Below are 14000 nucleotides of genomic sequence, written 5' to 3'. Positions count from 1 at the left end.
TTTGACGGTGACTGAGAACTCCCAGACTGACACCGACGACGCCCGGCAGCCGCGTACCCGGCGCCAGAAGATATGGATCACGCTAGCGATCATCTTCGTGGCTATTTTGGCGATTCCAGGCATGATTTTTGCGGTCGCTTATGTGCGTGCCGATACCCCGGAACCAAGCGAGGTGACTACCGCACAGGTTTCCCATATCTATGCCTCTGACGGCACCACCGAGCTGGCTCGTTTAGTGCCGCCAGAAGGCAACCGCACGTTCGTGTCTTTGGAAGACCTTCCAGAGTATGTGTCGAATGCTGTGCTGGCCGCCGAAGATCGTGATTTTTGGGATAACAGTGGCTTTTCCGTATCCGGCTTTTTGCGTGCCGCCTGGGGGCAGGTCACGGGCAACGCTAACGCCGGAGGCGGGTCGACGATTACCCAGCAGTACGTGAAAAACGTCATCGTGGGTGACGATCACTCCTATGCACGAAAATGGAATGAATTGGTCCACTCCATCAAAATGACTAATGAGTGGGACAAAGCGCAGATCCTGGAGTCTTATCTCAATACCGTGTACTTCGGACGCAATGCTTACGGTATCGAAGCTGCGTCGACGGCGTATTTCAACAAACCAGCCACCGAGCTGACGATAGAAGAAGCCGCGGTGCTGGCGGCGACTATCCAGGTGCCGAACCAACTAGACCCGTGGAATAACCGGGAACGGGCGGAAGGTCGTTGGAATTATGTGCTGGACGGTTTGGTCGAGATGGGGCTGTTGCCAGCAGAACAACGCGCCGGGATGTTCTATCCGGAAACTCGCGACCCAGCTGAATACTCCGCGTATACGGAAGCCACCGGTCCGAATGGCCACATTAAAAACAAGGTCATTGAAGAACTGGAAACTTTAGGCATTACCGAAGACGATGTGACCAACCGCGGTTTGCAGGTAACCACCACAATCGACCAGCATGTACAGAATTCCGTGCTGCAGTCTGTGGAAGAAAACATGGCGGGGTTGCAAGAAGATGCCCGCTCGGCCGTGGTGACCATTGAACCAGCCACAGGCGCGGTGCGCGGTTATTACGGTGGGGATGAAGCATCTGGTTGGGACTACGCTTCAGCCGGGCTGCAGACTGGATCAACGTTCAAGATTGTTGGCCTAGCCGCCGCTTTGCAACAAGGCATCCCATTGGGGGCTAATTACGCTTCGACACCTGTGATGCTGCCGGGTGGCATTGAAGTCACCAACTGGGACGGCAATGGTTGTGGTGTGTGCTCCATCGCCACGGCGTTGGAATACTCCTACAACACCTCATTCATCCGCTTGCAGGATGACTTGGTCAACGGCACGCAAGATACCGCTGATATGGGGCACGCACTGGGAGTGGCCAAGTCTTTCCCTGGTGTAGCGGAATCGCTGACTGAAAACGGCGAGCAACCTTATGAAGGCATCGTGCTGGGGCAGTACCAGTCGCGAGTTTTGGATATGGCGACTGTAATGGCCACGCTAACCAACCACGGGGTTTATAACCAGCCGCACTTCGTTTCTCGCGTAGAAACTTCCCGCGGTGAAGTGCTCTACGAGCACAACGATCACAAGCCAGAACGGCGCGTCTCTGAGACAGTTGCGGACAACGTAATCCAAGCGATGCAACCAGTGGCTGCACACGCCGGCCAGGTGTTGGCTGGAGGCCGTCCGTCGGCAAGCAAGACCGGTACTGCACAGTTGGGCGATACCGGACTGAACAAGGACGCTTGGATGGTTGGTGGCACCCCAGAGTTGTCCACCGCAGTCTGGGTGGGTACTGCCGACAACACTTCGGCGATTTTCAATCAGTACGGCGGCAATATGTATGGCGCCAATACTCCTGGATCGATCTGGAAGGACTCCTTAGATCGAGCGCTCGAAGGACGCGAGCAGGCTTCCTTCGAAAGCGCAGCTCCGGTGCGTTGGCGCACCTATGGCAATTCCGGCTCAAACCTGATCGAAAGCTATGTGCCACCGACATCTAGCGGCACGGGACGTTCCGGTTACGGCAGCGGAACTGGTGGGGTTACGACGCCAAACCAGACTCCGGAAACCCCTGCAGACGATGCAGAAGATGACCAACAACCAGGCCAAGGCGAGCAAGTTCCCGCGCCGGGTGGACAGGCCCCAGGAGGCCAAGGCCAAAACGGTGGACAAGGTGGCGCGACTGGCCAGGGTGGTCAGGGCGGTCAGAACCAAGGCGGCCAGGGCGGACGCCAGGCGCCGCCGGCTCCGGGCGCAGTCATCGAAGACGCCATCAACGAGTTGGAGAATCTGCTGTAATGAACAACCGGGCTGGCTGGGTTGCGCCTGCTGAGACCGAACCGGCAGCCCGGCGGTTGATCGATTTCCTGGGTGGGCACGTCGGTAAGCATGGGAGACTGGCGCATTCACGCTGGTTTAACCCCGTGCAAGTGATTGTCTCAGTGGCGATGTTGTTTCTTGCGGGAGGGTTCCTCAGCAAGGCGCACTGCACCCGCGGCAGCATCAATCCCGATACCGGTGCGATTGATCTCAACTGGTCGGGCAACCGGGCTTATGTCTCCGCTTGTTATAACGACATCGTGCCCTTGTTTGCCGGGCGTGGGTTGGACACCGGCGTTTTTCCTTACGCATATTCCTGGCAGGAAGGCGACCTGACCCGTTACCTGGAATACCCTGTGGTTACGGGGTATTTTCAAGGCTTCATGGGTTGGTTAGCCCGCATTAGCTACCCTCCAGTGGAAGCCATCAGTAAACACCTCGTGCCGGTGCCCATGGCGGGGTGGTATTTCGTGCTCACGGTTCTGGTGCTCGCGATACTGTGGGTAGCGACTGTGCGCATGGCCTGTGCACTCGCAGGCAGACGTATTTGGGACATCATTTTGGTTGCTGCAAGCCCACTGGTGCTGGTGCACGCTTTTACCAATTGGGATATTCTCGCGATTTTCTTCGCAGTGGCTGGCTTGTTGGCATTTTCCCGCGGACGCACAGTTTGGGCCGGAATTGCCATTGGTCTAGGTACCGCAGCCAAATTATGGCCGGTGTTTTTGCTGGGCGCTTTCATCGTTTTAGCATTACGCTTGCGCAGATTCCGGCCGTTCATCATAGTGGCGGTGAGCACCGCGGTGACATGGCTAGTGGTCAACCTGCCGGTACTGCTTGTTTACCCGGAGGCATGGAATGAATTCAATCGTTTAAACAGCACGCGCAGTTGGGAATGGACCACAATTTATGCTGTGGCCGCACGTTTGACGCTTTTCGACGGCTTCGACCCGGAAGGCGCGGAGGTTCCACAAATCCTCAACAGCGTGAGCCTAGTGCTGTTTATGGCGAGCTGTCTGGTAATCGCCATTGTCGGGTTCGTCGGCAAGCGCCAACCGCGGGTGGCGGAACTAGTTTTCCTAATTATTGCCGCGTTTTTGCTGTTCAATAAAGTCTGGTCGCCGCAGTATTCGTTGTGGCTGGTCATTCCGGCTGTGCTGGCGTTGCCACGATGGAGGCTGTTGTGGGTCTGGATGGCGGTTGACATGTTCGTCTGGCCAGTACTGATGTGGCATATGCACGGTTCCGAAAACAATGGGCTGCCGGCGGAATTTTTGGATCTCGTGGTGCTCACGCGCACCGGGCTGATTGTGGTGCTGGTGGTGTGCGTGGTGCGGCAAATGCTCGGGCGTAGCGAGGATACGGTTTATCAGGCCCATAACGGTTATGACCCGTTGGCGGGGCCGTTACAAGTGCCGCCGGAAAAAGCGGCAGAGCACGTGCAAACTCGGGAAGGGCGCGTAGGCAAAACCATGTGGCATGCGAATGAAAAGGAGAATGCATGAACGCCATCGTCATCATCGGAGTTATTTCCATAGTGATTGGGTTGGGATGTATCGGTGCTGCATATTGGGCTATTCATCGCAAACCAACCCGTCGGCCAGCCGTGGTGCTCGGGCTGATCGCACTACTGTTTCTGACGGTCATACCGACTATGTTGGCGGTATTTTTCGCTACTACTAACGCTGGCTAATTTAGCGCTAGTTAATTTAGTGCAGGGGAATTTGCGTGTCGTTTGTGCGGTCAATTGTGCAGTCAATTTGTCAGCGATGCGCCAGGCCGGCAACATCAGCTCCGCTAATGATTGCGGATATCCCCTGGGTGCGCTAATCTTTGAGGGTTGCTTGACGCAACGAACCCTCCTGCCATATCCGCGAAGGTGATATGGCCGAAACGACAAGACCATAGGAGGTGATGAGGTCCGTGCGTCGCTACGAAGTAATGATCATCCTGGATGCTAAGCAGGATGAACGCACCGTTGCCCCATCCCTGGATAAGTTCCTCGAGACTGTCCGCAAGGATAACGGCAAGGTGGAAAACGTTGATGTGGTAGGCAAGCGCAGCTTGGCTTATCCAATCAAGAAGAGTTCCGAAGGCATCTACGCCGTCATCAACCTGGAATGCGAACCGGATTCGGTTAAAGAGCTTGATCGGCGTCTGAACCTTTCCGATACCGTACTGCGTACCAAGGTTCTGCGTACCGACAGCTAAATCCGAATACTGGAGGTCGTAGACGACGAACCTGCATCCCGGAAAGCACTGAGGAGAAAACATGGCACAGGGAGATACCAACATCACCGTGGTCGGCAACGCAGTTGCGGACCCAGAATTGCGCTTCACCCCATCGGGTGCAGCGGTGGCTAACTTCCGTATCGCTTCCACCCCGCGGCGCTATAATGCGCAAACGCAGCAGTGGGAAGACGGTGAGGCCCTGTTTTTGACCTGCAACGCTTGGCGCAACATGGCGGAAAACGTTGCAGAATCGGTGTCTAAGGGTATGCGAGTGATCGTCACCGGCCGTTTGCGCCAACGTTCCTTCCAAACCAAAGAGGGCGAAAGCCGTACAGTCTTTGAAATTGAAGTGGACGAGGTAGGCCCGTCGCTGAAATACGCTTCTGCACAAGTGAACCGGAACCCGCGTGAGGGCGGCTCCGGGAACTTTGGTGGAGGCGGTAACAACCAGTCGAACCAGGGTGGTTTCGGCGGAGGTGCTCCTTCCGGTGGTTCGCAGGGTGGATTCGGTGGTAACCAGTCCAACCAGTCGAACAACAACGGTCCGGATAATGATCCGTGGAATTCCGCCCCACCCGCTGGTGGTTTCGGCGGAGACAGCGAACCTCCATTTTAAGATTTAGCTCGTTTATTCACCGCAAAACTGCTACACCGCGCCACATGATTGGCGGGGCCTAGCAACAAAACAACGAAAGGCAGGGATCATGAAACTGATCCTCACCGCTGCCGTTGAGAACCTCGGCGCCGCAGGCGAAGTCGTAGAGGTTAAAAACGGCTACGGACGCAATTACTTGCTGCCGCGTGGCCTGGCTATCCCAGCCACCGCCGGAGCAGAGAAGAACATCGAAGGCATTCGCCGTGCTCAGCAACAGCGCGAGATCCGCGACTTGGATCACGCTGTTGAGATCCGCGAAGCTCTGGACAAGCTGTCCCTGAACGACGTCGTCGTCAAGGTCAAGACTTCGTCCAAGGGCAAGCTCTTCGGCTCGGTCACCGCAGAAGACGTTGCCGAGGCTGTTGCCAAGGCTGGCGGTCCGAAGCTGGACAAGCGAATCATCAATTTGCCAAAGGCATTGGTGAAAAAGACTGGTAACTACCAGGCAGAAGTTGAGCTGCACTCTGATATCAAGGGCAAGATCAACTTCTCGGTCGTCTCTGCTTCCTAGAGAAGCTCTTTAAGTTAACGACAACAGCATTAACAACACTCCCCGTTCGGGTGGTCTGTGAGGGGCCATTCGTGCGGGGAGTTTGTCGTTGGTTATCCCCGTTTTTGGTGTGGGAACTTCTCACAGCTCAACGACAGGGCTGTGGATAACTTGTGGAATTTGCGTAGAAAATTCACTGCACGACCACACTGGTAATCGCCGATTTGCATGTATAAGCCTGTTATGCCGACAAGACTTTCTGCAGGTACAGGTATTTTTCAGAAGTTATGCACAGCTTGTAGATTTAACAGAACCTCTAATGGCCTGCGTTTTTCCCGCAGTTATGCGTCGTAAAGAAAGGTTTATCCACACAAATTCCACAAGCAGCGGAAAAACCGCAGGTCGATTTTTCTTAACGTGACAATTTGGCACGAAGTTTTCACTTGCTTGTGGAATATCCTGTGGATAACTTTTGTGCATAAGCACTCGGAAGGGTGTTTGTATAGTTGGGCTAGATGCTGTTTTGCGAAGCTCGAAGTGTTGGTTGGCTCGTTAGAATGAACTCCACAGAACAATCTGCCATGGGGAGGAGACCCAAATGAGCCCGGAAGCCAACGCAAATTTTTCGGATGATTATCAGCTTCCGGAGCCGCCACCGGAAGAACCGAGTTTCGACGCCCCAGATATTCATGATGCTGGATTCAGTGCATCCGATCATGATTTTTCGCGAAATAGCTTTTCCGGGAATGATTCTAAGTATCGTTCCCGGAACAAGGGCGGTCGTGGCAAATTCCAACAAGATCAGCCCGACGCTTATGGTGATTTCCGGCAGCCTCCGCATGACCGAGAAGCTGAACAAGGCGTCCTTGGCGCGATGCTGATGAGCCCCAATACCGTCATGGAAGTCATCGAGGAGCTTGACCCCGAGGATTTCTACTACCCTGCGCATAGCCTGATCTACGAGGCGATGCTGGATCTTTATGCCAATGGCGAGCAAATCGATCCCGTGATTGTTTCGGGGCGGTTGGACCGGTACAACAATCTAGAACGCACCGGCGGCGCAGTATATTTGCATACCCTCATTTCTTCGGTGCCGACCGCCGCGAATGCTTTGTATTACGCGGAGCTGGTCGCGGAAAAAGCAGTGCTGCGCAAGCTTGTCGACGCCGGCACCCGGGTAGTCCAGCTGGGATTTGCTGGCACGGAGGACGCCGAGGTTACCGACGTGATAGACCGCGCCCAGCAGGAAGTCTTCGCGGTCTCGCAAAAACGGAAAACCGAAGATTACCGTGCGCTGAGCGACTTAATTAAACCGACAGTAGACGAGCTGGCCGCACTCGAGCGCGTTGGCGGTTTGGAGTCCGGTGTACCAACAGGCTTTATTGACCTGGACAAAGTCACCAATGGGTTGCACCCCGGTCAGATGATTATCGTTGCGGCGCGCCCTGGTGTCGGTAAGTCGACGCTGGCGATGGATTTTATGCGCTCCTGTTCCATCGAAAACGGTAAAACTTCGGTGATTTTTTCGTTGGAAATGTCGGCGTCTGAGATCGTTATGCGTCTGCTTTCTGCGGAAGCAGAAATCCAATTGACGGATATGCGGTCCGGCAGAATGGATGAACGCGCGTGGGAAAAGCTCACCGACAAACTTAATACGGTGCAAAATGCTCCGATTTTTATCGACGATTCGCCCAATTTGACGATGATGGAAATTCGTTCAAAGGCACGTAAGCTGAAGCAACAACATGGCTTAGACCTGCTTGTTTTGGATTATCTCCAGTTGATGAGTTCGGGCAAGCGCGTGGAATCGCGGCAACAGGAAGTTTCTGAGTTCTCGCGTCAGTTGAAGTTGTTGGCGAAAGAACTGGAAGTTCCAGTTGTGGCGATTTCCCAGCTGAACCGTGGGCCGGAAGCCCGCACGGACAAAAAACCTCAGCTGGCTGACCTCCGTGAGTCGGGTTCGTTAGAGCAGGACGCAGACATGGTTATGTTGCTTTACCGCCCCGATTCGCAAGACAGGGAAGATTCGCGTGCTGGTGAAGCGGACATCATTCTGGCTAAACACCGCGGTGGGCCAATCGATACAGTTACCGTGGCGCATCGTCTCCGTTTTTCGCGATTCGACAATTACGTGCAGCGGGTTTAGCAGCAGCTTTGGGTTCAGGGCTAGTTGCGTGGGAATAGCGTCGGAAAGTTTGTTGTTGTGTCATATGGCAGCTACTTCAGCGGATGCTGCGTGCGCGAAAATCAGCGTCGAAGCGTACCGTGGGAAGTCTGCGAATAATGTACTAACGCACTCAATGAGATTTATTGAAGGAGAAACTCACTCATGGCAACCGTAGACATTACTGAAGACACCTTTGAAAGCACCGTTGCTGATAATGATGTCGTTATCGTTGATGCTTGGGCAGAGTGGTGCGGCCCATGCCGCCAGTTTGCGCCGACTTTTGAGAAATCTTCGGAACAGCATGGTGATATCGTGCATGCGAAATTGGACGTTGATAACAACCAGGGAATCGCCGCTGCTTTAGAGATTCAGTCGATCCCGACATTGATGATTTTCCGCGATTCCATCATGGTTTTCCGGGAGGCTGGCGCATTGCCACCAGCGGCTTTGGAAGACGTTATCCAGCAGGTGAAGAAGCTGGACATGGATGACGTACGTAAGCAGCTGGCTGAGCAGAATGCGCAGCAAGACAACTCTTAACACCCTATAGAGGAGGCTCCGGCAGCGTAGCTGTCCTGGCGACGGTGTCCGGAACTCATCTATGCAGCCGACGAGCTGAGGAACAAATGGCCTGCACGGTGCGATTGAAGCCGTGCAATGCTTTAAGTTTCCCGGCTCGTCGGTTTGTTTATTCAGTAGGGTTCTCTAGCCCGTGCTCTTATTTAGTGTTGGCTTAGGTCACAGCTTCTGGGGAGACTCGCCACATATGGTCGGTAGGACCTGGCATTTATGCGTTGGGTCACTGAAAAGCCACCAAATTTTCCGTATTATTTTTGGAGTACGGCGATAGACGAAATTCGATTTCGGAATGGAGCAAACGTGGATCTATACGAGTACCAAGCTCGTGACTTGTTCAGCGCACACGATGTCCCTGTGCTGCAGGGCATTGTCGCAACGAACCCAGAGCAGGCAAAGAAGGCTGCAGAAGAGATCAATGCCGATCTTTTCGTTGTGAAAGCGCAGGTGAAAACCGGTGGCCGTGGCAAAGCCGGTGGCGTGAAGCTGGCTAAGAGCCCGGCTGAGGCTTCGGAAAAGGCAGAGGAAATTCTCGGCCTGGATATTAAAGGCCACACCGTTAACACCATCATGGTTGCTGAAGGCGCAGATATCGCTGAAGAGTACTACTTCTCGATTCTGTTGGACCGCACCAAGCGCAGCTACCTGGCTATGTGCTCCAAAGAAGGTGGCGTGGAGATTGAAACGCTCGCCGAAGAGCACCCAGAAAAGCTGGTGCGTAAGAACTTCTCGCCACTGGAGGGGTTGACCGAGGATATCGCTCGTGATATCGCCAAGGAAGCCGGTTTCAGCGATGAAGAAACCGAGCAGTTGGTTCCTGTCTTCCGTAAGCTTTACGAAGTTTATGAGAAAGAAGACGCACAGCTGGTCGAGGTTAACCCATTAGTCAAGACCGACGATGGTCGCATCATTGCACTCGACGGCAAGGTTTCTCTCGACGACAACGCAGTGTTCCGTCATGAAGACCACGCGAACCTGGAGGACGCCGCCGCGGCTGACCCTTTGGAGCGTCGCGCCAAGGAATTGGGTCTGAACTACGTCAAGCTCGACGGTAGCGTTGGCGTGATTGGTAACGGCGCTGGTCTGGTTATGTCCACGCTGGACGTTACCGCTTACGCTGGTGAAGAATTCGGCTCGAAGCCAAAGCCAGCGAACTTCCTGGACATCGGTGGCGGTGCCAATGCCTCTGTCATGGCTAATGGCCTCGAGGTCATCTTCAGCGATGAACAGGTGAAATCCGTATTCGTTAACGTTTTCGGTGGTATCACCGCTTGCGACGAAGTAGCGAACGGCATTGTGCAGGCCAACAAGATCCTGGCTGATCAGGGCGTGCAGGCGAAGCCAATGGTCGTCCGTTTGGATGGCAACAATGCAGAGTTGGGACGCAAGATCCTCAGCGAAGCTGGCTTGGCACACGTTGAACAGGTAACCACCATGGACGAAGCAGCACGCCGTGCAGCCGAACTGGCTGACCAGGCTTAAGGAAGGGGCATAAAAACAGTGTCTATTTTTCTAGACTCAGATTCGAAGGTCATCGTTCAGGGCATGACTGGCTCTGAAGGTATGAAGCACACCCAGCGCATGCTGAATTCCGGAGCCAACATTGTTGGTGGTGTGAACCCGAAGAAAGCCGGCGAACAGGTGGAATTCGAAGGCGGCAAGACTGTCCCTGTCTTCGGTTCTGTCGAAGACGCCAAGAACGAGACCGGAGCTAACGTCTCTGTACTTTTCGTTCCAGCGAAGTTCACCAAGGCAGCTGCTGAAGAAGCTATCGACGCAGAAATGCCACTTGTTGTTGTGATTACCGAAGGCGTTCCGGTCAAGGACACCGCGGAATTCCACGCTGCGGCGAAAAAGAGCGGCAAGACCCGCATTATCGGACCAAACTGCCCTGGTCTGATCTCCCCAGGCAAGTCCAATGCAGGCATCATCCCAGCAGAGACTGCTCCAAACCCAGGCAAGATCGGCTTGGTTTCCAAATCCGGTACCTTGACCTACCAGATGATGTACGAGTTGCGTGACATCGGATTCACCTCTTGCGTTGGTATCGGTGGTGACCCAGTTATTGGTACTACCCATATCGATGCTATCGAGGCATTCGAGAACGATCCTGAGACTGAAGCCATCATTATGATCGGTGAGATCGGTGGCGACGCTGAGGAAAACGCTGCAGAATACATCAAGGAAAACGTCACCAAGCCAGTTGTTGGTTACATTGCTGGCTTCACAGCTCCAGAAGGCAAGACCATGGGCCACGCTGGCGCTATTGTTTCTGGTTCTTCCGGAACTGCAGAAGCTAAGAAGCAGGCTTTGGAAGCTGCTGGTGTCAAGGTCGGCAAGACTCCAACCGATGCTGCCAACCTGATGCGCGAAATCATTGGTGCCTAAACAGCAGACAATGTCTACACAGAAGTTCCTGTAGCTTGCAGGCTCGCAGAAATTGCGAGCGTGTGTAGGACTCGTAGAAATTCCGGCCCGTTTCATCCCGTCGAAGAGGATGGAAGGGCCGGTTTTCTATTTCTATTGGCAGTCTAATTGGCCTGGTTCTTTCCGTATCATGGGCTGCAAGAACTGTAACTAACTAGGCAGGTGCAACTGCACTTGAAACCGAGGAGTGAACTGATTATGGCCAATCCCATCAGTAAGGGCTGGAAGTATCTCATGGCGTCATTCGACAACAAGATTGATGAGCATGCGGATCCGAAGGTACAGATTAAGCAAGCCGCTGAAGCTGCAAAACAGCAGCACCGGGAGATCTCGGAGCAAGCTTCGAAGGTAATAGGCAATAAGAAGCAACTCGAAATGCAGTTGAACCGGCTATTACAAAGCCAGGATGAGTATCAGTCACAAGCTCGTGAGGCCTTGCAGGCTGCAGACCAGGCCGAAGGCAATGGTGATGCCGAGAAGGCACAGCGCTTTAATGAAACAGCGGAATTGATTGCATCCCAGCTTGTGGGAGTGGAAAAAGAGCTTACGCAGACTAAAGAAATGTACAATTCTGCGCAGCAGGCTGCGGAACAAGCCAAAGCAGAGCTGCAAAAATCGGAAGCTCGGTTGGAAGAGCAACTCAATGAAGTTCGTCGTTTAGAGCAGCAGGTCGAGCAAACTAAAATGCAGGAAAAGACCAGCGAAGCAATGAACTCAATGAATTCGCAAATCGGTGGAGATGACTCTACCCCGACTTTGGACGGGGTACGCGACAAGATCGAGCGTCGTTACGCGAATGCATTGGGGGCACAGGAACTTTCCCGTAATTCGGCCAGTGATGCAATGGCTGAAATTTCCGCAAGTACTTCGGCGCGCGATGTGAAAGCCAACGCTAAATTAGATGAAATTCGTGCTTCGATGGCCGCTGGTTCATCTGAGGAGAATAAAGCTATTGGTGCAGGTGAAAGCAGTGATGATGCTGGTAGCAGTGATTCAGCAGAACAGAAAGATTCCTAACCTGCACTGACCGCTGAACTGATTTATCCCTTTGAAAGCTGCGGGAAACAGAACCGCCCGCAAACCCCAGGGCACAACATGACAGCCGGCAAGCTGCAGGGTACAACGGGACGGCGCGGAAGCTCAAGGCAAAATTAAAGCGCGGACCGGTCGGTCCGCGCTTTTGTGTACGGCGATGCGGCAGTCTAGCTATCGCGGGAAGCGTTCAGTAAAATACCGCGAATTCCGGAATGGAATCCGTCGCGTAATTTCACCCGCTGCGTCTCGCTCAAGGTGTATTCATGCAGTGTCTCGCAGGCGAATTGCAGGAGTGGGCGATCCACCTCAGGTGGTAGCCCGCCCCCGGAAAGTAGGTGGGCCTGGTCGCGTTGCTCAGGAGAAGCCGCATTGTCGTACCACCAGCGAGCATATTGTTGGCCGACGTCGAAAGGCGTTTGAAATCCGGCGGATGTCCAGACTTCTTCTGGCAATGGGACGTAGCGTGAGCGCAGTTTGCGACGCGGCGCCATCATCGATGGTGAGGGGCGCGGAGCGCTAGGCTTGGGGCTGGCCGGTGAGCTGCCAGGTGCGTTGTCCTCGTTGTTGTCGGAAGCATTGTCCCGGTGGGAGTCGCTGGTAGCTCGGCTGTATGCGCGCAGCTCGGCTTCGACTTCCGACGGGTCCTTGTCGTCGTCAAGCGCTTCGCCCGGAGGGGTCTCAGATTGTGTAGTCGGAGCAGCGGGACTGATATTTGGCGCCGATTGGTTGTCGCCGGGTGTTGCCGGAGGAGTGGATGCGACATCCTCTGGTGCGAGTGGGGCATCCTTGACCTCAGAACTCTGCGTAAGAGGGCCAGGCTTGGGGGTGGGGTTGAGTTTCTCGGCGAATTCATCGCTGTCGGGTTTCCGGGGAGATTCGCCGGGCTTGGGGATACGGGATTTTTCCAGACCATGCGTCTCGGCGGCTGGCTGCGAAGAATCGGGTTTCGTTGTTTCGTAGTCGCCTTCGGAGGTGACTGTTCCGTGCGTTTGGACGCTAGTACTAGGTGCATCAGGCGAGCTGGCTTCCTGGGAGTGCACCGCAGGAGAATTGGCGCAATCGTCGTCGACGCTAGGTGCGACCGATTCTTCTCCCGTTGTATCACACACAGGTGATTCTTCGGAGTGGTGGTCGCGCACCGTCGGTGGTAGCGGACCTTCCAGCACCTGGAGTTCCATGGCGCCGGTGAAGTCCTCCCGAGGATCGAGGATAGTCGTTGTATCGCACGCATGGCGTAGCGCGGCCGACATGGAATCCCAACCAAAACCGTAGAGGTGTACGCGGATCCCAGCATTGGTTGCTTCCTGGACGCCGGGGATCATGTCGGCGTCGCCAGAAACCAGCACCATGTCAGTGAATTGCTGTTTGCAGGCGGTTGTCACCATATCGGCCACTAAGCGCGTGTCGACGGCTTTTTGTGTGCGCCTTTCGCCCCATTCAATCAATTGTCCGGTTCGTAACTGCACTCCTTCACAAGTACGAAGTGCGCGTTGATAACGATGTGGACCAGTATCTGGGATGCCGTCGTACCAATTCTGGCGATGTACGCGTTGCCCTAATTGGTTGGAAATCATGCCATCCAAGATGGCGACGACCTCAGGTAGATCAATTTCTAATTGTGCACGGGCGCCGATTTCCCATGAGTTATAAAAGCTCGCAAGCAAATACGAGGTATCGACATACACAACTGTGCGTTCAAGCATGACTCCTAAGTCCGTTTCTCTAATAGATCTAAATAAGTTTCTCTATCTAGTCTGCCTGAATACGGCCGATGAGTCGATAAATCCCACACCTTAACAGCCAGACGGTAGGAGAAAGCCAGACTAAACACCGTTAATTGCCTGTATTTCAACGGCGAGGATGGCGCTTGCAGCTAATTAATCGCGGTAATGAATAGCAAAAGGGAGTGGCGGCATATTAGATCGTGGCTTGGAGAAAGATCGACACTTATAGCGTCGTTATAACGCGATTATCGTGATGCTTGGTTACGGAAGAAAGTGGTCTCTAACCAGGGCAAACGAAACCGTTGAACAATCGATTTGCATTGTGTTTTGTTATCGCTTAAGCTTATCCAAGTCGCCGCGAGGGGCTGACAGAGAAA

At 54.1% G+C, this 14000-nt stretch carries 12 protein-coding genes; 11 read left to right on the top strand and 1 reads right to left on the bottom strand.

Annotated elements, in window-relative coordinates:
- The first annotated feature begins 7 nt into the window (after positions 1–7).
- From L9H78_RS09895 to L9H78_RS09845, 11 genes are all read left to right on the top strand, one after another.
- Complete coding sequence (locus L9H78_RS09895) at positions 8–2296, top strand: transglycosylase domain-containing protein (protein ID WP_249619976.1); 2289 nt, start codon at positions 8–10, stop codon at positions 2294–2296.
- Positions 2296–3822 (top strand): glycosyltransferase family 87 protein, encoded by a 1527-nt coding sequence (locus L9H78_RS09890; RefSeq protein ID WP_249619975.1) that lies wholly within the window; start codon positions 2296–2298, stop codon positions 3820–3822. The genes L9H78_RS09895 and L9H78_RS09890 overlap by 1 nt, the downstream gene beginning before the upstream one ends.
- A complete protein-coding gene (locus L9H78_RS09885; protein WP_249617844.1) occupies positions 3819–4010 on the top strand; it encodes a hypothetical protein in 192 nt (63 codons plus the stop codon). The genes L9H78_RS09890 and L9H78_RS09885 overlap by 4 nt, the downstream gene beginning before the upstream one ends.
- A 230-nt stretch (positions 4011–4240) precedes the next feature.
- Positions 4241–4528, top strand: coding sequence for a 30S ribosomal protein S6 (rpsF, locus tag L9H78_RS09880; RefSeq protein WP_023018753.1), 288 nt, complete (start codon positions 4241–4243; stop codon positions 4526–4528).
- A gap of 61 nt (positions 4529–4589) precedes the next feature.
- Positions 4590–5165 carry a single-stranded DNA-binding protein gene (locus L9H78_RS09875; RefSeq protein ID WP_027018083.1) on the top strand — a complete coding sequence of 192 codons (576 nt, stop codon included), beginning with the start codon at positions 4590–4592 and terminating at the stop codon, positions 5163–5165.
- Between the two features lie 88 nt (positions 5166–5253).
- A complete protein-coding gene (gene rplI, locus L9H78_RS09870) occupies positions 5254–5715 on the top strand; it encodes a 50S ribosomal protein L9 (protein ID WP_249617842.1) in 462 nt (153 codons plus the stop codon).
- Positions 5716–6292: 577 nt separating this feature from the next.
- A complete protein-coding gene (gene dnaB / locus L9H78_RS09865; protein WP_249619974.1) occupies positions 6293–7840 on the top strand; it encodes a replicative DNA helicase in 1548 nt (515 codons plus the stop codon).
- A gap of 183 nt (positions 7841–8023) precedes the next feature.
- On the top strand, positions 8024–8401 hold the full coding sequence (gene trxA, locus L9H78_RS09860; RefSeq protein WP_023018757.1) for a thioredoxin: 378 nt from the start codon (positions 8024–8026) through the stop codon (positions 8399–8401).
- A gap of 339 nt (positions 8402–8740) precedes the next feature.
- A complete protein-coding gene (gene sucC, locus L9H78_RS09855; RefSeq protein ID WP_249617840.1) occupies positions 8741–9919 on the top strand; it encodes an ADP-forming succinate--CoA ligase subunit beta in 1179 nt (392 codons plus the stop codon).
- 18 nt (positions 9920–9937) lie between these two features.
- Entirely contained in the window at positions 9938–10825 is an 888-nt protein-coding gene (sucD, locus tag L9H78_RS09850) for a succinate--CoA ligase subunit alpha (RefSeq protein ID WP_249619973.1), read from the top strand.
- 237 nt (positions 10826–11062) lie between these two features.
- Positions 11063–11881 (top strand): PspA/IM30 family protein, encoded by an 819-nt coding sequence (locus L9H78_RS09845; RefSeq protein WP_126856330.1) that lies wholly within the window; start codon positions 11063–11065, stop codon positions 11879–11881.
- Between the two features lie 185 nt (positions 11882–12066).
- Here the strand turns inward: L9H78_RS09845 and L9H78_RS09840 are convergent, their stop codons facing one another.
- Positions 12067–13602, bottom strand: coding sequence for an NYN domain-containing protein (locus tag L9H78_RS09840; RefSeq protein WP_249619972.1), 1536 nt, complete (start codon positions 13600–13602; stop codon positions 12067–12069).
- Between the last annotated feature and the right edge of the window lie 398 nt (positions 13603–14000).

The organism is Corynebacterium pseudodiphtheriticum, from assembly GCF_023509295.1.
Lineage (GTDB): Bacteria > Actinomycetota > Actinomycetes > Mycobacteriales > Mycobacteriaceae > Corynebacterium > Corynebacterium pseudodiphtheriticum.
Note: the sequence above shows the minus strand (reverse complement) of the source record. Positions and strands in the feature narration are given on the sequence as shown.

Coding starts and splice junctions, on each gene's coding strand:
- L9H78_RS09890 (WP_249619975.1), top strand. CDS start 2,296: ATGAACAACCGGGCTGGCTGGGTTGCGCCTGCTGAGACCGAACCGGCA.
- L9H78_RS09885 (WP_249617844.1), top strand. CDS start 3,819: ATGAACGCCATCGTCATCATCGGAGTTATTTCCATAGTGATTGGGTTG.
- L9H78_RS09875 (WP_027018083.1), top strand. CDS start 4,590: ATGGCACAGGGAGATACCAACATCACCGTGGTCGGCAACGCAGTTGCG.
- rplI (WP_249617842.1), top strand. CDS start 5,254: ATGAAACTGATCCTCACCGCTGCCGTTGAGAACCTCGGCGCCGCAGGC.
- dnaB (WP_249619974.1), top strand. CDS start 6,293: ATGAGCCCGGAAGCCAACGCAAATTTTTCGGATGATTATCAGCTTCCG.
- trxA (WP_023018757.1), top strand. CDS start 8,024: ATGGCAACCGTAGACATTACTGAAGACACCTTTGAAAGCACCGTTGCT.
- L9H78_RS09845 (WP_126856330.1), top strand. CDS start 11,063: ATGGCCAATCCCATCAGTAAGGGCTGGAAGTATCTCATGGCGTCATTC.
- L9H78_RS09840 (WP_249619972.1), bottom strand. CDS start 13,602: ATGCTTGAACGCACAGTTGTGTATGTCGATACCTCGTATTTGCTTGCG.